Origin of the sequence: uncultured Nitrosomonas sp. (genome assembly GCF_902826915.1) — a bacterium.
Classification (GTDB): domain Bacteria; phylum Pseudomonadota; class Gammaproteobacteria; order Burkholderiales; family Nitrosomonadaceae; genus Nitrosomonas.
This window is the reverse complement of the sequence record NZ_CADEGP010000058.1, coordinates 1-20,075: the sequence shown is the minus strand read 5'-3', so window position 1 is coordinate 20,075 and position 20,075 is coordinate 1. Positions and strand designations below refer to the sequence as shown.

Genomic DNA, 20,075 nt, shown 5'->3' with positions numbered 1-20,075 from the left:
GAGATTTCCACTTAAAATATGGGAAAAACTGTCCAATCAAGTGTGACCACCTCTTAATAATTGGGAGGAGTTGTGTTAGAACTAAAACTCGTGAGATTGATAAATTGAATTTACTTTCAAAGTCTTCAAAGGATTTGATTAATAATGAATCAAATCAATGTGTTTCGTGTGGCTTGTGTTTGCCGCATTGTCCTACTTATCGCTTGCTGAAATCCGAGGCTGACTCTCCGCGTGGACGTATTAATTTGATGAGTGGGTTTGTTAATGGACGAATTCCATTGAATGCACGATTCATTCAACATATGGATCGTTGCTTGACTTGTCGGGCTTGTGAAGTTGCTTGTCCTAATAATGTGGCTTATGGAAATTTGATTGATAGCATGCGTGCATTGATTGCTGATCAACCAAAATCTGTTGAATTGCCTCAAAAGCCTCTTGTGTTAAGCTTGCTAAAAAAACAATTGCTTACTCAGCCGGCACGACTGGATCGTTTGCGTGGCTTGTTTCATTTTGTACAAAAGAAAGGTTGGTTGCGCTGGATAAAGAAATCAAGTTATTTGGGTAATAATAAACTTTTGCGGTTTGTTGCACAGCTTCCATTGATTAAATTTCCGCAGGCGAGATTGACTGGCGAGAAACATGGTAAGAATAATTTCTGGAAAGAAACTTACCCAGCAATAAGCAAAAAGCGTGGCGAGATTGGGTTGTTTTTAGGTTGCGTGGCGCGTTTAACCGATGTGGCGACGTTAAATTCATGTATTTATGTATTGAATCATTTGGGATATACGGTGCATGTCCCAGTAGATCAGGTTTGTTGTGGTGCTATATACCAACATGACGGGGCGATAAAGGATGCTGCTGCGTTGTCGCGGCAGAATAAATCTGCTTTTGCGAGATACGATATCGATACGATTATCAGTACGGCAACAGGTTGTGGCGTGCAATTACTTGAATCCAGAGTGGGTAATGATCGTATTCGAATTGTAGATATTAACCAATTTTTGATTGCAAATGGAGGATGGGAGGATGTGAGTCTAGCAGTACTGCCAGAAAAAATTTTGGTGCATGAGCCGTGCAGTCAGCGTAATGTATTGCGGGAACAAACGTATCCTTATCAATTGATCGAGCTTATTCCAGGTGTGCAAGCAGTATCATTGGCAGGTAATGATCAATGTTGTGGCGCTGCAGGAACTTATTTCTTAGTCCAGCCAGATTTTGCCAATATGCTGTTGAATGACAAGATATTGGCGCTTAAAGTAAGTGGAGCCAGATTTCTAGTTACTTCAAATATTGGTTGCGCGATGCATTTTTCAAATAGAATGTATGAGGAAGGCGTGCGGATAGAAGTTCTGCATCCGGTGGCATTGCTGGCAAGGCAAATGGGGTTAAAATTATAATGAAAACAGATTGCTAATATGTGAATTAATTAAAATTACAATTTATCTGGGAATCTTGGTGTGACTTTTATGATTCTTATTCTTAATTGAGATATGAAATAATGATGAATATAGATAAGTTTATTATTGGGTTTGATAGTGCTTTGCGTACTTTGCTAACTTCGGCGCAGACTGTGCGCCCTGTTCCGGGTGGAGAGTTGCCAGAGGCAGCTCTGACTGATGTAGAGAAGCGATTGTCTTGTGCGTTGATGCGAGTGAATCATGTAGGTGAAGTATGTGCGCAAGCTCTTTATCAGGGGCAAGGATTAACAGCGCGTAATGAAGCGGTGCAACAAACACTATTACAAGCTGCTCGTGAAGAAACAGAGCATTTGGCATGGACAGAACGTCGCATTGCTGAGCTGGGAGGCCGTAAAAGCATACTTAATCCACTTTGGTATGGCGGATCTTTCGCGATAGGGATGTTCGCGGGAATGCTGGGGGACAAATGGAATCTTGGTTTCCTTGCTGAGACAGAGCAACAGGTGGGGGAGCACTTATCCAACCATTTGCAGCGGTTACCTGATAATGACGGAAGAAGTCGCGCTATAGTGAAGCAAATGGAGATTGATGAAGCCAGTCATGCAACGATGGCGTTGTCGCATGGCGGTGTAGAGTTGCCTCTGCCGGTGAAAGTTACTATGAAACTAGGGTCAAAAGTAATGACTCAAACGGCATACTGGATTTAAGTACTAAGATTTTTTAGTGATTTTATATGATAAGTAAAAAATTAAAATGATAACGTATTGATAATATATAGTTATCTATATGAAAAATGTTAATTTAACACATCATTTCTTAATTGCGATGCCTGCAATGGCGGATTCAATATTTTCTAAAACACTGACATATGTTTGTGAGCATAACGAGCAAGGGGCATTGGGGATTGTCATTAATCGCCCTACTGATATGACATTGATCAATCTTTTTAAGCAGTTGAGCATTTCATCAACGGACCCTCTTGCTGAGTCGACCTCGGTGTTATTTGGCGGGCCTGTACAATTGGATTGTGGATTTGTTTTGCACCGTCCAGCAGGGAGCTGGCAATCAACATTGAGCGTGAATCAAGAGATTGGTTTAACCACATCGATGGATATCTTAAAAGCTATTGCCAATGCTGAAGGGCCTGATCAATCTCTAGTTGCGATGGGGTATGCTGGATGGGCGGCGGGTCAGATTGAGCATGAGTTGGCTCAGAATGCGTGGTTGACTGTGCCGGCTTCAACAGACGTAATATTTGAGCTCCCTTCTGAAGAAAGACTACCGGCTGCAATGCAGTTACTGGGAATTAACAATTATGCAAACCTGTCCAATGAAGTCGGGCATGCTTAAGCATTACAGCCAATGATAGGACATTTATCGAAAAACCAGCAGATAAGCCATCCAATAGGGCAATTTTCTGATGGATATGTTTTGGCTTTTGATTTTGGAAAAAAGCGCATAGGAGTGGCCATTGGCAATACGGCGCTAAGTATAGCGCATCCCCTTATTACAATTGACAGCGAAGTGACAGATAAGCGCTTTGTAATGATTGCTCAATTAATCGAAGCTTGGCAACCGATATTATTTGTAGTGGGTTTGCCATTACATAGTGATGGAACCGCGCATGAATTGACTCAATTAAGTCAACGTTTTGCACGGCGCCTGGCAGGACGTTTTAACATCCGGGTAGTCATGCAAGATGAGCGCTATACGAGTCAAACAGCCAGTGCTGCTTTACGTGATGCTGGTGTTGCTGGAAGGGAACAAAAATTAGTATTAGATCAAATAGCCGCACAACAAATACTTCAATCATTTTTTGATGAACAGCATGCAATTACCGGACGCAGAGAAAGTCTTTAATAACCTTGCAAGAAAAATACAAACCGATGGCAATAGGGATTATGCGCTGGTTGGTATTCGCACAGGCGGAGTGTGGTTGGCAGAACGTCTGCACCAAGATTTGGCAAGCACAAAGCCGCTCGGTATATTAAACGTGTCCTTCTATCGAGATGATTTCGATAAGATTGGCTTGCATGCACAAATTAAGCCGTCAGAAATCCCTTTTGAAGTAGAGGGGGCGCATATTCTGCTGGTCGATGATGTGCTGAACACTGGGCGTACCGTTCGTGCAGCGATCAACGAGTTGTTTGATTACGGTCGGCCGGCATCAGTTAGCCTGGCAACTTTGGTCGATCGTGGTGGCCGGGAATTGCCGATCGCGGCCCAGTATATTGGCGTGGAACTTGATCTACCTGCAGAAAAAATGTTGGAATTGAAGCAGGAAGAAAATGGCAAGTTAAGCCTACATTTATATGATAAGAATTCTCCAGAATGATCAATAGAAATCCGCAATTGGATGGAAATGGTGCACTGCAGCACTTATTGACGACGGAAGGTTTGCCAGTTTCTATACTGTTGCATATTCTGGATACGGCAGAATCTTTTGTGGGAGTTACTGAACGTGATGTCAAGAAAATACCATTGTTACGTGGTAAGTCGATATTCAATCTTTTCTTCGAGTCAAGTACGCGCACACGAACAACATTTGAAATTGCTGCCAAACGTTTGTCAGCTGATGTCATCAATTTAAATATTGCGGTTTCTGCACAATCTAAAGGCGAAACATTGTTGGATACCGTGGACAATCTTTCTGCGATGAATGCAGATATGTTTGTTGTGCGACATGCGCAAAGTGGTGCTGCTCATCTGATTGCAAAACATGTTCGCTCAGATATTCATGTGATCAATGCTGGGGATGGGAGCCATGCGCATCCGACGCAAGCTTTGCTAGATATGTTTACGATTCGGCGATACAAGCATGATTTTCGTAACTTACGTGTTGCCATTGTCGGTGACATTTTGCATTCGCGAGTAGCGCGTTCCCAGATTCATGCATTAACGACATTGGGTGTTCCAGAAGTGCGTGTCATTGCGCCGAAAACTTTGCTACCCAAGATGGTGGAACGCCTTGGCGTGCATGTTTATCACGATATGGCAAAAGGATTGAAAGATGTTGATGTATTGATGATGCTGCGTTTGCAGAATGAGCGGATGAAAGGTGCAAATTTGCCTAGTGCAGAGGAATACTTTAAATATTATGGGCTGACTGCGGAGAAGCTGTCACTTGCTCGGCGCGATGCGATAGTGATGCATCCTGGCCCGATGAATCGTGGTGTGGAGATTGACTCAGCAGTTGCAGATGGTAAACAATCGGTGATTTTGCCTCAAGTGACATTTGGTATCGCAGTGCGCATGGCTGTGATGTCAATTTTGACAGGCAATCAGGTTTAAGGATTGTTGGTATGAGAATTCATATAAAGAATGGACGTTTTATTGATCCACGAAACGATATTGATTCTATTCAAGATATTTTTATTGCTAAAGGCAAAGTTGTCGGGATAGGTGAAGTTCCTGTTGAATTCCAAGCTAGCCGTATAATTGATGCTCAATCGTTAATTGTATGCCCGGGTCTGGTCGATTTATCTGTGCGCTTGCGTGAACCAGGGTTGGAATATAAGGCAACCCTTGAGTCCGAATTGAATGCGGCCGTTGCAGGTGGTGTGACGAGCATAGCTTGTCCGCCGGATACGGATCCGCCGTTGGATGAGCCAGGCTTGGTAGAAATGTTGAAGCATCGCGCCAAGAATCTGAATCAAGCCCATGTATATCCCATTGGTGCGCTTACTCAAGGATTGAAAGGTGAGCGATTGACCGAAATGGCGGAACTAAACGACGCTGGATGTGTGGTTTTTGGTCAGCCGGATGGCTTGTTGCCAAACCTTCGGGTGTTAATTCAGGCTATGCGGTATGCATCTACATTTGATTTTAGCGTGTGGTTACGCCCTCAAGAAATCAGCTTGACTGGTGATGGCGTGGCGCATGATGGTGAAGTTGCAACCCGATTAGGGTTACTTACAATCCCTGTTTGTGCAGAAACAATTGCTATTTCCAACATTATATTATTGACCAAGGAAACAGGAGTTAAGGTGCATCTGTGCCGAATTTCCAGTGCTGAAGGGCTGACGATGATTCGTGCTGCCAAGCAACAGGGTTTGCCGATAACATGTGATGTGACAATTAATCACTTGCATCTGTCAGATATGGATATTGGTTTCTTTGATTCCAACTGCCATTTAATGCCACCATTGCGTGGTTTCGAGGATCGGGATGCGTTGCGACAGGGTCTGTTGAATGGTACGATTGACGCCATTTGTTCCGATCACGCACCAGTAGATGAAGATGCCAAACTGTTGCCATTCGGTCAATCTGATATCGGGGCAACAGGCGTAGAACTACTGCTGCCCTTAACATTAAAATGGGGAACAGAAATGCACCTATCTTTGCCAAAAATGTTAGCAAAGATTACTTCGGAGCCAGCGAGAATTCTAGGCATTGATGCAGGGCATTTGTCCGTCGGAAGTGCAGCGGATATTTGTATTTTTGATCCAGATCACTATTGGAAAGTGACTTCCTCGGCCATTTTGAGTCAAGGCAAAAATACACCTTTTATGGGTATGGAATTACCGGGTGGAATTAAATATACTCTGGTGAATGGTCACATTGTTTATGAACATTGAATACGACCATGCTTTTTTGATTTAGTAACAATAATACGAAGAAATATTTTTCAATTATTTGGAGAGACATGTCGAACCCATTGCTAGATTTTTCGAGGCTTCCTCGTTTTGCAGAAATAACGAATGAACATATTGCGCCAGCCATTGAAACACTATTGCAAGAGAATCATGCAGTGATTGAAAGAGTGCGGGCGGATGTTCAAGCGCCTACTTGGCAGAATTTTGTGCAGCCAATGGTGGATGCAAATGAGCGCTTGTCACGCGCCTGGGGTCAAGTGTCGCATTTAAATGCGGTGATGAATACTGCACAGTTACGGGAAATCTACAATGCCAATTTGCCTCTGATCACTCAGTTTTATGCTGAGTTATCTCAGGACGTATCGCTGTTTGAAAGATTTAAACAATTGCGCGTAAGTTCGGAGTTCAGCCATTTGACTCCGGCGCGGAAGAAGATCATTGAGAATGAATTGAGAGATTTTCGTTTAGGTGGCGCGGAATTGCCGTCTGAGAAGAAACCGCGATTCTTGCAGATTCAGAAAGAATTATCAAAGCTATCATCAGCATTCAATGACAATTTGCTGGATGCAACGAATGCATTTGAATTATTGATTGAGGATGCTAAAACCGTGACGGGTATCCCAGCTGATGTGCTTCAAGCGGCTAAGGAATTGGCCGCGGCAGACTCAAAAGCAGGCTGGAAATTTACCTTACATATGCCTTCGTACCTTCCTGTGCTGCAATATGCAGACGATCGCAATTTGCGTGAGAAGATGTATCGTGGTCATGCCACGCGAGCCAGTGAATTTGATAGCCAAGCTGGATCGGATAAAGATAATATGCTCCTTATTAACAAGATATTGAGGCTCCGCCGAGAAGAAGCACAAATGCTGGGCTATGAAAATTATGCTGAAGTTTCTTTGGCGACAAAAATGGCAACCTCTCCACAGCAGGTTCTCGATTTTCTTAGGGAGCTGGCGACTAAGGCAAGGTTGTATGCCGAGAGAGATTTGCAAGCGCTTAAGCAATTTGCAGCCGAGAAATTAAATTTGCCAAAACTTGAGGCTTGGGATGTGGCTTATGTTAGTGAAAAATTGCGCGAGGAACGTTATACTTTTTCAGATCAGGAAGTTAAACAGTATTTTCCGGAGGATAAAGTACTTGCTGGTATGTTTATGCTGGTGGAAAAGTTGTATGGCATCCAGATTCTTCCTGTATTGGCATCGCGCGAAGTTCAATGCTGGCATCCCGATGTTAAGTTTTTTGATATCCTGGATGCCTCTGGACAACTGATCGGTCGATTCTATTTGGATTTGTATGCACGAACTACCAAGCAAGGCGGTGCTTGGATGGACGAAGCTGTTACGCGGCGGCGAATCGATGATCAGCAAACCGGAAAATACAAGATACAAGTACCAGTTGCGTACCTTTCATGCAATTTCTCGCCGCCTGTGACAATTAACGAACAGTTGCGTCCTGCATTATTTACACACAATGAAGTAATTGTCTTATTCCATGAATTTGGCCATGGGTTACATCATTTGCTGACAAAGGTTGAGGATTTAGGCGTGTCTGGCATTCATGGTGTCGAATGGGATGCGGTAGAATTGCCGAGCCAGTTTATGGAGAATTTTTGTTGGGAGTGGGATGTGGTGAGCGGAATGACGCACCACATTGATACTGGAGAATCCATACCTAGAGTTTTGTTTGATAAAATGTTGAAAGCAAAAAATTTCCAAAGTGGGTTGCAAATGTTGCGGCAGATTGAGTTTGCTTTATTTGATATGCATGCACATTTTGATTATAAACCGGATGGTGACAAGACTGTACTACAGTTAATTGATGAGATTCGGAGTGAGGTGGCAGTGATCATTCCGCCTGATTTTAACCGTTTCCCAAATAGCTTTGCGCATATTTTTGCGGGGGGGTATGCTGCTGGTTATTACAGTTATAAATGGGCAGAAGTTCTTTCGGCGGATGCTTATAGTGTTTTTGAAGAGATTGCATCGACTGGGGTAGTTAATGCAGTGACGGGATCGCACTTTCTTGAAGAGATTCTTGCAGTGGGAGGCAGTCGTTCGGCATTGGAGTCATTTGTAGCTTTCCGGGGGCGCGAGCCAGAATTGGATGCGTTGTTGCGCCATAATGGAATGGGAGTGGTTTAATATAAAATTGATAATATATAGTGCTTGTCCATTTTTTGTTAAATACCCTGACTAATCTGTCGTATAACAGAGGCTTGAGATCTGATTTAATAAGGTTTCTTTTTTAATGTTTATAGAAGTAGCATTGGTTTATCGCTAGTTTGAACAAACGTATCATTTTGGATCAGTTCGTATTGAACCGATTCTATAAATATGGCAAGATCCATAAAATTTTTTACTAAAATAAGAGTATGATTAATATGATCCATTCCAAAATTGTTGCTATTTTATTGGCTGGTGTATTTTTAACTGGCTGCGCCTCTACGAAACTTAATAACGAGAACGGTCCTTACGATCCTCTAGAACCAATGAATCGTGCTGTTTTTAGTTTTAATGAGATGGTCGATGACAATGTTTTCGAACCAGTTGCTAGAGGTTACAAGAAGCTTATGCCTGATCCCCTCGAACTGGTGGTTGGGAACTTTTTTTCAAACCTTAACGATGTGGTGGTGATAACAAACTCTATTCTTCAGTTAAATTATGAGAGTGCACTTGCCACTGGTGCTCGACTCCTTATCAACACCACTTTTGGTATTTTTGGCTTGATCGATATTGCAAGCGATATAAGTGCAGCTAGTGACGTTAATCTCAGCAAGAGAAATGAAGATTTTGGTCAAACTTTGGGGCATTATGGAATCGGCAGTGGACCTTATGTGGTTCTACCATTGTTGGGGCCGAGCTCCGTGCGTGATACTTTTGGCATTGCCGTTGATAGTTTCTTTATGGATCCTGTTACACAAGGAGTGACAGGGGTTTTTCTACATGATGTGGACTATATTAATTCAACTGCTGTACGTATTCCAATAGCAGCAGCGAGAGCTGTAGATACACGTGCACAGCTGCTGGATGTTGAGAAAACTCTGGAAGAAGCTGCACTGGATAAATATGAATTCATGCGTGATGCATATTTACAAAGACGCACTAGCTTAGTAAATAATAGCAGTGAAGAAAAATAGTAATAAACGTTAAGCAGATGTATTTTTTAAATTTCGGGATTGAAAAAGTAGCATCACCACTTCAAATTGATATGAATTTGAATAATAAATTAGTTTATTGATCATTAGTAGACATACCAAAAAAGCGCATTGAGAAGGAAATATTTCCAGATCCAATGTGCTTTTTTTAATCCTAAATAAAATAGGGGAAGGAAACGTTAACAATGTGATCGCGGTTTGGTCTTGTTATGACGCACTCACTGAAATAACACACAGAATAAGAAGAGATACTTGATGTGAAGCTGTTTCAAATAGCTGATTTGCCCAAAGTGTGGAGTGTTTCAAGCGTGCTTTGAAATAATGGAGAAATGAATTGATAGAAAATTCAGTGGTAATTGTGGGAAGTGGTTTGGCGGGTTATGCCGTGGCACGTGAAATACGCAAGCTGAATACAGAGCTGCCCATGGTGATGTTATCAGCTGATCATGGTGGCTTTTATTCCAAACCTATGCTATCGAATGCACTATCATCAGGTAAGGATCCTGAGTCCATTTTGAATGGAGACGCTGTTAAAATGGCATCGCAATTGAAGATGTCTATTCGTCCTTTTTGCCGAGTAACTTTGATAGATCAAGAGAGACATGAGTTAACTTTGACTGATGGCGAACGGCTGGTGTACGGGCAGTTGGTTCTAGCGCTGGGTGCTGACCAAGTGCGTTTGCCGTTATCAGGGAATGGTATAGCGGAGATATTAACTGTTAATGATCTTGATGATTATAAAAAGTTTAGGGACGTGCTAACTGGCCGAGCGAGAGTTTGTATTATAGGAGCTGGTTTAATTGGTTGTGAATTTGCGAATGATTTGGTAACGAATGGCTACCGAGTCGATGTGATTGATATGAGCGCGCAACCTCTTGGCCGTCTCTTGCCGCGAGAGGGGGGAGCATTTATGCAGAAGAGATTGGAAGCTGCTGGCGTATTTTTTCACTTAAATACAACGACCCGGTTGGTAGATCAAACACAGCAGGGGAAGTTTCGTCTAGCGTTAGATAATGGCGAATTAATCGAATCTGATATTGTATTGTCAGCGATTGGATTAAAACCGCGAACGCAACTTGCTGCCGTAGCAGGAATTCAAGTTAATCGTGGTATCGTTGTGAACCGCCTGCTGCGAACTCATTGTGCCGATATTTATGCATTGGGTGATTGTGCTGAAGTAGAAGGAAAAGTACTGCCATTTGTAATGCCGATTACGCATGCAGCGCGAGCTTTAGCTGCAACACTTACTGGTAATCCTACTCAGATTCATTATCCGGCAATGCCAGTAATTGTAAAAACTCCATCCTGTCCAACAGTAGTGTCTCCGCCAGATTTTAGTGTTAAAGGTGAATGGAATGTTGAAACTGTGGAAGATGGTGTTAAGGCACTTTATCAAGATGACGCAGGAGATATATTGGGGTATGCATTATTGGGCGCGGCAATCAAGGAAAAAAATAACCTAACCACTCAATTGCCTGCGGTGCTGAAGTGATAATAAGCAGCGTTTTTAACTTGCAATTTTCCGTGGCTTGCCACGGGGATAGGCGCAGGGTGCGCAGAACAAATTTATTGAATGAAAAAATCGACAATAAGATTGGAAAGAAACAATGATGCTATACGTGATAAATGCAGAAGATGTACCAAATAGCTTAGAAAAAAGAATATCAGTTCGATCAGAGCATTTAAGAAGAATTAGGGCATTGCAAGAAGCAGGTCGGCTAATTTTAGCGGGACCTTATCCTGCAATTGATAATCAAGATCCAGGTCCGCTTGGTTTTTCGGGCAGTCTGATAGTGGCAGAATTTAAATCTCTGGAAACAGCTCAGGCTTGGGCTAATGAGGACCCCTATGTTAGTGCAGGTGTTTACCAAAGAGTAACAGTTAAACCGTTTAAAAAGGTTTTGCCTGAATAAGAACCTAGTATATATTTTTCTCTATAATATCAAGTGATTTCACTAGAAATAGTGGCATATAGAGTTCACGTCTTACAAGTAAAGGCGTATACTTTAGACTGATGCTATATTCTGGTGAATATAAATTTTATCCCAATCAAAAAAAGGAAATTCCATGCGTTTGAAGAAATTTTCACAAGTAATGATAATTAGTTTTTGGAGCTTGATTGCATTGTCTGTGCAGGCTCAGTCATCAGGAGTTGTGGCTAAAGTAAATGGTGTTGCAATTCCGCAATCTCGCTTGGAATTGATGGTGAAAGCTAATGTGGCACAGGGACAGCCGGATGGACCGGAGATGAGAAAAGCTTTACGTGAGAATCTGATTGCAGAAGAGATTCTTGCTCAAGAAGCAGTTAAAAAGCGCCTTGATCAGGATTCAGAAGTTATCGCGCAACTTGAAATAGCACGCCAAGCAGTTTTGGTTAGAGCATTTCAGGCCGATTATATAAAAAACAATCAGGTTAGTGATGATACTTTACGTAAGGAATATGATGTTCTAAAAGTGCAGATGGGTGATAAAGAATACAAAGCCCGTCATATTCTTGTAGAAAACGAAAGTGAAGCACGGGATATCGTTGCTAGTCTCAAAAAAGGGGGTAATTTTGCCAAAATTGCTGAAGAAAAATCTATCGATGATGGGAGTAAGGAAAATGGCGGAGAATTAAATTGGAGTCCGCCTGCTGCTTATGTTCGGCCATTTTCTGAGGCACTCGTGAAACTATCGAAAGGTGGTTTGACGGAACAGCCAGTGCAGACCTCATTCGGTTGGCATGTAATTCAATTGATGGATATACGGCCGATGGAAGTTCCTCCATTTGAAGAAGTAAAACAAAGTATACAACAGCGGGTATTGCAACGTGAATTTGCTACAGTAGTGCAAGATCTACGCGGTAAAGCAAAAGTAGAATAATTTCTTTCCGATGTCGGGTGGATTGGGAAAAAATGACTAAAGAAATTTCCTATCTACCCGCGCAGCGAGTCCGCAAAGTAGCTCATAACTGGAAGTCTCAGCGTAGGTGGCTATTTCTTCGACAGGCATACCCTTACCCCAAAGAACAACTGGGTCTCCTAGTTTAGTGTTTTCAATTCCAGTAAGATCTATAGCCAACATATCCATGGATACTCGACCTAGTAATCGACCACGTTGATTATTAATCAATACGGGCGTTCCAGTGGGGGCGTGACGTGGATAGCCATCCGCATAACCACACGCAACAATGCCAATGCGCATTCGATAATCAGCTTTGAAAAGTCCATGATAACCGACTTTATCACCAGCCTCCAAATCATGTATCGCAATAATTTTGCTTGATAGTGTCATGACTGGCAGAAGATTAAGATCTGCTGCAGTTTTATCTGAAAAAGGTGAAGCACCGTATAACATAATTCCAGGGCGCACCCAATCACTATGGGTTTCAGGATAATTGACGATAGCTGCTGAGTTTGCAAGGGAGCATGGATAATTATATTTCTCGGTGATATTTTCAAAACATTGAAGCTGACGAAAAACACTTGCTTTTTCATGGGGATCATCAGCACTGGCAAAGTGCGTCATGAGTGTAATATTTTTTACCTGTTGATTATTTGTTAATTTTTGAATAACTTGTGGCAATTGTTTGGGGGATAATCCCAAGCGATTCATGCCAGTATTAATTTTTATGAATATGTCTATTTTACGACTTTGGGAATCAGTTAGCATGGATCCTTGCTCAGGATGATGAATGACGGTGCTCAATTGGTATTGTTCAATTAAAGCTATTTCCAGTGTAGAAAAGAAACCTTCTAAAAGTAAAATGGGTTGCTGATAGCCTGCAGTACGTAGAGTTATCGCGGCATCTAATTCTAGTAGTGCAAATCCATCGACATTTTTAAGTGCATTTGCAGTCTGAAGTAATCCATGTCCATAAGCATCCGCTTTGAGAACTGCCAAAATGCGTGTATGGGGTACGTATTGACGGACTATGCTCAGATTATGTACTAATGCAGAATGATCAATGATTGCTTGAATAGGGCGTGACATTAAATTTTATGATAAAAATAAATAGTATCGACGAGATTCTTGTCCAGTGCGCAAAATATATTTTCAAGTGTTGATGCTTCGGTAATTTGCATAATATGCTAATCTCATGAGCTTAGTTGAAATTGCCGATAAAGAACAAATTAAGATTTTTTTAAGTAAGTAGTCTTAGAAAATAATTTAACCAATAACACTATTGGTAAAGAACCAAGATAACAGGGAATAAGTTTGAAACGCGGGTTTTATACAATTATGGCAGCGCAATTCTTTTCTTCACTTGCAGATAATGCGCTGCTCGTTGTAGCAATTGCTTTGCTAATTGATTTACATGCTCCTGCTTATTTAACACCCATGTTGAAGTTTGTTTTTGTGCTGTTCTACGTCATTCTTGCTCCATTTGTTGGTGCATTTGCTGATTCTATGCCAAAAGGGCGGGTCATGTTTATTAGCAACACCATCAAAATTACCGGTTGCGGATTGTTATTTGTTGCTATGCATCAATATTTTGCGTTAGCCGCTTACGCGGTTGTAGGATTAGGTGCCGCTGCTTATTCACCTGCTAAATATGGCATATTGACAGAATTATTGCCACCTGAAAAATTGGTAATTGCAAACGGATGGATTGAAGGACTAACGGTAGCATCTATTGTATTAGGAACTGTTTTAGGTGGCATGCTAATTACTCCTTCGGTTGCAAATGCTTTGTTGGAATTTGATTTTCCCTTTATAGAGACGGGAATAGACAATGCGCTGGAAAGTGGGATTTTTCTAATAGCTATCATTTATACTATCGCGGCACTATTTAATTTGTATATTCCTAATACGGGAGTCGATCATCGTATTCCTAAGAGAAATATTTTTTTTCTGGTTCATGAATTTAGTCACTGCGTTAAATTGTTGTGGTCGGATAAACTCGGGCAAATATCTCTGGCGGTGACCACTTTGTTCTGGGGGGCAGGTGCCACACTTCAGTTTATTGTACTGAAATGGGCCGAAGTGGCAATGGATTACCCGCTCAACCAATCGGCACAACTGCAAGGTGTAGTGGCTTTAGGTGTCGCTGCAGGTGCTATCATGGCAGCTCGTTGGATTTCTTTACGGCAATCGGTAACAGTTATTCCATTGGGTATTGCAATGGGCATTGTTGTCATGGCTATGATTTTAGTAACGGACTTGTGGATAGCTATTATTTTGTTAATATTAATTGGCGGACTAGCGGGGTTTTTTGTGGTGCCGATGAATGCTCTGTTACAGCATCGTGGGCATATTTTGATGGGTGCCGGACACTCCATTGCAGTGCAGAATTTTAATGAGAACTTGAGTATTTTAGTAATGTTATCGTTTTATGCTTTATTAATTTTATTTGAAGTGCATATCTATATCATTATTGCTGTTTTTGGATTATTTGTTTCTGTCATGATGACGTTGGTTAGAAAATGGCACCTGCTAAATCAAAGTAAGGAAGATTCGCTGCATCTGATTGGTACAAGAAAAGTACGCTAGTTTATTGCATCAATTAGTCAGTTGATTGGGAAGTATCATCAACTGAGAGGGGACTCTGAATCAATGATTTCATGACTGATTGGGCGAAGCATAAATCTTTCCAGGCTTTAGCCTTTTCCGGAAGAGCGCGCAATAAATAGGCAGGATGATAGGTAACAATTAATGGTATACCTGAATAATCATGTAGTTTTCCACGTAAACTGGAAATGCTGTTGTCACACTTAAGAAGATTTTGTGCGGCAACTTTACCTAATACAATAATAATTTTGGGCTTGATCAATGCGATTTGCCTAGTCAGGAACGGTTCGCACTGTCTAGCTTCATGTGTACTAGGGTTTCTATTATTGGGGGGACGGCATTTGACGATATTGGTAATATAAACCAGATGCCTTCGGTTTAACTGAATTGCTGATAACATTTGGTCAAGCAATTTTCCAGCTTGCCCTACAAAAGGTTCACCTGTTTCATCTTCTCTTGCGCCAGGCCCTTCGCCAACAAATAACCAGCTTGCATTCTTATCACCGGTACCAAATACAGTATGCGTGCGAGTCTTACTCAAAGGGCAGGCGGTGCAATGTGACACTGTCAGTTGCAATTGATCCAAATTCATTTGGTTAATTTCGTTGGATTGCACTGGCTCTTTTTTGAGCGTGAACGAAGATGTAATATCTCCACTTTTAGGAGATCTCAGATGAAATGATTGGTTAAGATGTGAGGTGCCTGATCTAAAATACCATGCTGGCAATAGATTTAATTCTTTAAGTATTTGTCTGCGTCGATTATTCATAACTTTAGTTGCATAACAAGCGCATCTTCGCGGCCACACATGGCGGGGTAGTAACCTTTTCGTGTGGCAATTTGATGAAAACCCATTAGTTTGTAGAGCTGTGCCGCGCCATGATTGGATTCGCGCACATCGAGAAATATAGATTTTACTGCTTGCTCTTTGGCGTACTCAATAAAATGTTGAAGTAATTTCTTGCCTAAGCCTTTCTTTTGCCAATCTGCAGCAATGCCCAGTGTAAGTACATGGGCTTCTTCGGGGCTCCTCATCATGATTCCATACCCCATAAGTGTATCGTCTTGCTCGAGCACCTGGCATACATAACCTGCTTTAATGGAATCGGAAAAGTTGCCTGGTGACCATGGAAAAAGAAAAATTTCACGCTCGATAAGAATAATGCGATCTATATCCGAAAGATGCATTGTTCTGATGTTAGCAGCCGCAGTAATTTCATAATTGTCGTTCATTTTCTTTCATAGCCACCTTGTTTCGTAAGTATATTGGTGTTGCATTAACTGGATCGGTGCCAGGGTGGAGTAGCGCGAGCTGGGCGATTTCTTTAGCGTGCGGATGAAGATCATAGTGAATTTGTTGAAGATTCTTACGATAACGTGACGATAATTCTTCGTGATAAACATCAAATCCACTACCGCAGCCATGCCAATTAATATTAGTGTCAGATAGAGCCGGCGCTTGTTGCGGTAGACAAAGAATGGGTGAGCTAACAATTTCCCAGCCATGGTTTGCTACTTTCTGATAGGCGGCATGATAAATCTCGCCCATTCGAGCATCAAGTGCTACAATAACTTTCTGTTTAGCTATTTTCTGTGCTACAGCTTCTAAGGTGCTGATTCTTATAACTGAGACCCCGGTGGTATAGGCTAGGCCTTGTGCAACCCCGCATGCGATGCGTAAACCAGTAAAAGAGCCCGGGCCCGCGCCAAAAGCAATGCCGTCAATTTGCTGCAATGTCAATTTTGCTTCTTCCAATATTTCTTGAATCATAAATAAAAGTATTTCTGAGTGGCGTTGTCCTGCGTGAACTTCTTTCTCGATTACTGTCTCTTCTAGCTGAATTGCAACGGAACAAAATTCGGTGGAGGTTTCAAAAGCGAGAATTTTCATGGTGGTTGCAGAGCCCAGATATCGGGAGATATTGTTATAAAATGTCGTGGAATATTTAGTTCTTTAAGAAATCTGCCTATTTTAAGCGCCAATAGCTGAGTGGAATATATTCGACCCCACTGTGTGTTGGTTTCGATTGTACGAGTAACCATTGATTGACACACCATTGAATCGGATTAATCATGTCAGTGCTAACATGGTGAATGGCTTTGCGGAATATAGTGATGTGTGGTTTGTAGGCGCGATTGTCAAATGCGAAGCCACCTTTTGATAGTGCAATCTTTAATGAATTAGCAAGTGAGAAGAGCTCTACAGGAAATTTTTTTGCTTGGATGTAAATAATATGATTGTGTCGCCAATGGCTGATTGTATCCAATTTAAACGCAAATTTCTTTGCGGGTATATTTTCTGCGATTTGCTGTAGTGTCTGGATCCGATGAGTCTCAACATTTCCTAAAAATAGCAATGTTAAATGAAGATGTTGCATTTTAACTTTACGTCCACCGCAAATAGGTTCAAGCGTTTTGCTATGGTGCATCAATTGCTTCTGTATCTGTTTGTTGGGTAAGATCGCAAAGAATACCCGAATTGATTTTCTTTCTATTTCGTTACTCTTGGTCAAGATTTTTTTCCATAAGATCAATTAAGCATACGACTTCAGCAGCAATGCCTTCTCCTCGGCCAATTGCACCCAAATGTTCGGCAGTTTTAGCCTTAATGTTGATATTGCTGGTTTGAGTTTGTAGATCCTGTGCAATGTTGCTAATCATGGCAGAGATATACGGTGCCATTTTAGGCGTTTGAGCAATAATGGTTGCGTCAATATTAATAATTTTATACTGAGAATTTTCCAATAAGCGATGTACATTGCGTAATAGTACTCGACTATCGATATGCTTGTACTGAGGGTCAGAGTCAGAAAAATGTTTTCCAATGTCTCCCAATGCCGCTGCACCAAGAAGAGCGTCGCAAATAGCATGGATTAATACATCTGCATCAGAATGACCCAGCAATCCCCTTTCGTGAGGAATTGCTACTCCACCAATAATCAAACGACGTCCTTCAACCAGTTGGTGTATATCAAAACCCTGACCTATTTTCATCGTACTCATGGATTGTTCCTTTGTTGAATAATTAATTCTGCTAATGCCAAGTCTTTAGGATAGGTAACCTTAAAGTTGTAAGCGTCACTTTGTATAAGTTTAGGATGAAATCCTAGCGCTTCAATTGCGCTTGCATCATCGGTAATGTGAAGCTTCTCAGCATTCTGTAGTGCTTTAATAAGCAATTCATGGCGAAACATCTGCGGTGTTTGCGCTTGCCATAAGTTTTCTCTGGGTTCAGTATGTGCCACGCGACTCTCGATATTACTGCGCTTCAAGGTATCAGAGACAGGTACCGCTAATAGTCCGCCAACTTCATCAAGAGTTAATTCATTAATTAATTTCTCTAATTGAGCTGCGGTTAAGCAAGGTCTAGCGGCGTCATGCACCAAGATCCAGTCATTTGTATCAATCAAGCCTTTTTGCCTTGCAGTAGTGAGGCCATTCAGTACACTTTCAGCTCGTGTTGCGCCACCACAGTTAAGTACGATTAATTTGCTGGAAAACTCAGACCAATCATGTCTGATCCAGTCGCAATCGTCGGGAGCAAGAACGACGAATATGCTTGTAATAAGCTGGTTATGATATAGCGTATTGATTGAATGATAAATCATAGGTTTATTGTTTAAGGATAAATATTGTTTGGGGAGTTCGCTGCTCATGCGAGATCCTGAACCTGCAGCTGGAATTAAAGTAAAGAACTTTGTCATTATGATTCTTGTTAAGGAGTCGATTAGTGTGCCAAGCTTGATAGAATTATTGCAGTGATTATGAGCAATTATAATTTCTTACGTATCTTTTGTCTGAGATTGTTGATACTTATATTATTTATTCAGTATAAGTTTCTTATTATGATGTAATTGAGTTCGAAAAAGACAGGTGAGTTTTTAGTTCAGTAGTGGTTATAATTACTAAATTTTGAGGTGGAATTTTATGGAAGCAGAACAAATTAATGCAATTTTAAATCACCTTCAGGATCTTGATATTCGGGCAAGTGAATTACGGAGGTTTCTTTGACTTTGATTCCAAACAAATCCGATTGAATGAATTAACACGCTTGCTTGAGGATTCAGCTGTGTGGGAAGACAGCAAACGTACTCAAGAAATAGGCCGTGAAAAGAAATTGCTGGAAGGTACTGTTGTTACGTTGGTATCAATGGAGAAACAGCTTTGTGATGCTAAGGAATTGTTTCAGATAGCTAGGGATGAGGCGGATGAGGCAGCGCTTGTGAGTATTGCAGGTGATGCTGAAAGTATTGAAAAAGTTATAGCAAACTTAGAATTTCGTCGTATGTTTTCTGGCCAAATGGATCCGAACAATTGTTTTGTGGATATACAGTCAGGTTCTGGAGGAACCGAAGCGCAGGATTGGGCCGCTATGCTCGAGCGTATGTATCTGCGTTATTGTGAAAGGCAAGGTCTTAATGTGGAAATATTAGAAGAATCACCGGGTGATATTGCAGGTATTAAAAGTGTTACTTTAAAAGTTTCTGGTGAATATGCATATGGTTCTTTGCGAACAGAAACCGGCGTGCATCGATTGGTTAGAAAGTCGCCATTTGATTCTGGTAACCGCCGCCATACCTCATTTGCTAGTGTTTTTGTCTATCCAGAAGTCGATGATAGTATAGAGATTGAAATCAATCCAGCTGATTTAAGAATCGATACATTTCGAGCATCTGGAGCTGGAGGACAGCACATTAATAAAACAGATTCTGCTATTCGTATTACACATAACCCTACCGGGATAGTTGTGCAATGCCAAAGTGGTCGTTCACAACACCGAAACAAAGCGGATGCGCTTGCAATGTTGAAGTCGAGGTTATTTGAAGCAGAGTTACGCAAGCGCAATGAAGAGAAGCAAACCATAGAAGAGAATAAAACGGATATTGGCTGGGGGCATCAGATTCGGTCGTATGTATTGGATCAGTCTCGGATAAAAGATTTACGTACAAATATCGAAATTGGAAACACACAAAATGTATTGGATGGAGATTTGAACAATTTTATTGAGGCGAGTCTCAAACAGGGTGTCAAATAAGTTGAATCAGTATTAGTAACTGAGTGATTGTATTCCAGGGGTTTTTTAATATGACTGGTTTATCTGAATTTTCATTTCAAAAATAAGGTTAGAAATATCTTGACCAGTGCTATAGAGTCTGTATAATTCCGCTTCTCTGCTGCTTGGCAAGTATTAATAAGTGGCGATGCTCTTTAAAAAAATACAATCGATAGGTGTGGATACTTAATAAAGTGAAGAGGATAAAACCTCGAAAATAAAATAGTATTCGCAAGAAATAAAGGTATTGATAAATTAAACATTGTATCAATTATCAAAACGTCAAGCGAAAGAGTTAACAGAATTGAACTTAAGAGTTTGATCCTGGCTCAGATTGAACGCTGGCGGCATGCTTTACACAT

General features: G+C 41.3%; 21 protein-coding genes. 14 read left to right on the top strand and 7 right to left on the bottom strand.

From position 1 onward, the window contains the following. The first annotated feature begins 104 nt into the window (after positions 1–104). The 12 genes from QZV86_RS10535 to QZV86_RS10480 all read left to right on the top strand — a co-directional run bounded on the left by QZV86_RS10535 (position 105) and on the right by QZV86_RS10480 (position 12,032). Positions 105–1,397: a (Fe-S)-binding protein gene (locus QZV86_RS10535; RefSeq protein WP_295627546.1), complete on the top strand. Its 1,293-nt coding sequence runs from the start codon at positions 105–107 to the stop codon at positions 1,395–1,397. Positions 1,398–1,498: 101 nt separating this feature from the next. After that, the gene (gene coq7 / locus QZV86_RS10530) at positions 1,499–2,125 is read left to right on the top strand and encodes a 2-polyprenyl-3-methyl-6-methoxy-1,4-benzoquinone monooxygenase (protein WP_295627543.1); all 627 of its coding nucleotides are present in this window, start codon (positions 1,499–1,501) and stop codon (positions 2,123–2,125) included. Between the two features lie 79 nt (positions 2,126–2,204). After that, the gene (locus QZV86_RS10525; RefSeq protein ID WP_295627539.1) at positions 2,205–2,768 is read left to right on the top strand and encodes a YqgE/AlgH family protein; all 564 of its coding nucleotides are present in this window, start codon (positions 2,205–2,207) and stop codon (positions 2,766–2,768) included. A gap of 12 nt (positions 2,769–2,780) precedes the next feature. Next, positions 2,781–3,278, top strand: a complete 498-nt coding sequence (gene ruvX, locus QZV86_RS10520; protein ID WP_295627536.1) for a Holliday junction resolvase RuvX — start codon at positions 2,781–2,783, stop codon at positions 3,276–3,278. Further along, on the top strand, positions 3,247–3,753 hold the full coding sequence (gene pyrR, locus QZV86_RS10515) for a bifunctional pyr operon transcriptional regulator/uracil phosphoribosyltransferase PyrR (RefSeq protein ID WP_295627534.1): 507 nt from the start codon (positions 3,247–3,249) through the stop codon (positions 3,751–3,753). The genes ruvX and pyrR overlap by 32 nt, the downstream gene beginning before the upstream one ends. Then, positions 3,750–4,709 carry an aspartate carbamoyltransferase catalytic subunit gene (locus tag QZV86_RS10510; protein WP_295627532.1) on the top strand — a complete coding sequence of 320 codons (960 nt, stop codon included), beginning with the start codon at positions 3,750–3,752 and terminating at the stop codon, positions 4,707–4,709. Before pyrR ends, QZV86_RS10510 begins: the two co-directional genes overlap by 4 nt. A gap of 11 nt (positions 4,710–4,720) precedes the next feature. Then, positions 4,721–5,995, top strand: coding sequence for a dihydroorotase (locus tag QZV86_RS10505; RefSeq protein WP_295627529.1), 1,275 nt, complete (start codon positions 4,721–4,723; stop codon positions 5,993–5,995). Between the two features lie 68 nt (positions 5,996–6,063). After that, positions 6,064–8,157, top strand: a complete 2,094-nt coding sequence (locus tag QZV86_RS10500; RefSeq protein ID WP_295627525.1) for a M3 family metallopeptidase — start codon at positions 6,064–6,066, stop codon at positions 8,155–8,157. A 230-nt stretch (positions 8,158–8,387) separates the two neighbouring features. Continuing rightward, positions 8,388–9,152 (top strand): VacJ family lipoprotein, encoded by a 765-nt coding sequence (locus tag QZV86_RS10495; protein ID WP_295627522.1) that lies wholly within the window; start codon positions 8,388–8,390, stop codon positions 9,150–9,152. Positions 9,153–9,507: 355 nt separating this feature from the next. Continuing rightward, positions 9,508–10,662 carry an FAD-dependent oxidoreductase gene (locus QZV86_RS10490; RefSeq protein WP_295627552.1) on the top strand — a complete coding sequence of 385 codons (1,155 nt, stop codon included), beginning with the start codon at positions 9,508–9,510 and terminating at the stop codon, positions 10,660–10,662. A 118-nt stretch (positions 10,663–10,780) separates the two neighbouring features. After that, positions 10,781–11,083 (top strand): YciI family protein, encoded by a 303-nt coding sequence (locus QZV86_RS10485; protein ID WP_295627549.1) that lies wholly within the window; start codon positions 10,781–10,783, stop codon positions 11,081–11,083. Between the two features lie 154 nt (positions 11,084–11,237). Then, positions 11,238–12,032 carry a peptidylprolyl isomerase gene (locus QZV86_RS10480; RefSeq protein WP_295627520.1) on the top strand — a complete coding sequence of 265 codons (795 nt, stop codon included), beginning with the start codon at positions 11,238–11,240 and terminating at the stop codon, positions 12,030–12,032. Between the two features lie 36 nt (positions 12,033–12,068). On the opposite strand, the gene alr is transcribed toward QZV86_RS10480, so the two are convergent. Further along, positions 12,069–13,142, bottom strand: a complete 1,074-nt coding sequence (gene alr, locus QZV86_RS10475; RefSeq protein ID WP_295627517.1) for an alanine racemase — start codon at positions 13,140–13,142, stop codon at positions 12,069–12,071. Positions 13,143–13,367: 225 nt separating this feature from the next. Between alr and lplT the strand changes: the two genes are divergently transcribed. After that, positions 13,368–14,642, top strand: a complete 1,275-nt coding sequence (gene lplT / locus QZV86_RS10470; RefSeq protein ID WP_295627514.1) for a lysophospholipid transporter LplT — start codon at positions 13,368–13,370, stop codon at positions 14,640–14,642. Between the two features lie 13 nt (positions 14,643–14,655). Here the strand turns inward: lplT and QZV86_RS10465 are convergent, their stop codons facing one another. From QZV86_RS10465 to ispD, 6 genes are all read right to left on the bottom strand, one after another. Beyond that, entirely contained in the window at positions 14,656–15,252 is a 597-nt protein-coding gene (locus QZV86_RS10465; RefSeq protein WP_366925698.1) for a uracil-DNA glycosylase, read from the bottom strand. A gap of 173 nt (positions 15,253–15,425) precedes the next feature. After that, a complete protein-coding gene (gene rimI / locus QZV86_RS10460; protein ID WP_295627507.1) occupies positions 15,426–15,893 on the bottom strand; it encodes a ribosomal protein S18-alanine N-acetyltransferase in 468 nt (155 codons plus the stop codon). Further along, complete coding sequence (tsaB, locus tag QZV86_RS10455; RefSeq protein WP_295627503.1) at positions 15,877–16,551, bottom strand: tRNA (adenosine(37)-N6)-threonylcarbamoyltransferase complex dimerization subunit type 1 TsaB; 675 nt, start codon at positions 16,549–16,551, stop codon at positions 15,877–15,879. Before tsaB ends, rimI begins: the two co-directional genes overlap by 17 nt. Before the next feature lie 76 nt (positions 16,552–16,627). Beyond that, positions 16,628–17,173 carry an RNA 2',3'-cyclic phosphodiesterase gene (gene thpR / locus QZV86_RS10450; RefSeq protein WP_295627500.1) on the bottom strand — a complete coding sequence of 182 codons (546 nt, stop codon included), beginning with the start codon at positions 17,171–17,173 and terminating at the stop codon, positions 16,628–16,630. Then, a complete protein-coding gene (ispF, locus tag QZV86_RS10445) occupies positions 17,160–17,663 on the bottom strand; it encodes a 2-C-methyl-D-erythritol 2,4-cyclodiphosphate synthase (RefSeq protein WP_295627497.1) in 504 nt (167 codons plus the stop codon). The genes thpR and ispF overlap by 14 nt, the downstream gene beginning before the upstream one ends. Next, complete coding sequence (gene ispD / locus QZV86_RS10440) at positions 17,660–18,364, bottom strand: 2-C-methyl-D-erythritol 4-phosphate cytidylyltransferase (protein ID WP_295627493.1); 705 nt, start codon at positions 18,362–18,364, stop codon at positions 17,660–17,662. Before ispD ends, ispF begins: the two co-directional genes overlap by 4 nt. A gap of 223 nt (positions 18,365–18,587) precedes the next feature. On the opposite strand from ispD, the gene prfB reads away from it, so the two are divergent. After that, positions 18,588–19,695 (top strand): peptide chain release factor 2 gene (gene prfB, locus QZV86_RS10435; RefSeq protein WP_295627490.1). Its coding sequence is split into 2 segments (ribosomal slippage): positions 18,588–18,668 and positions 18,670–19,695, totalling 1,107 coding nucleotides; the frame shifts between segments, so codons are not numbered across the junction. Positions 19,696–20,075 lie beyond the last annotated feature (380 nt).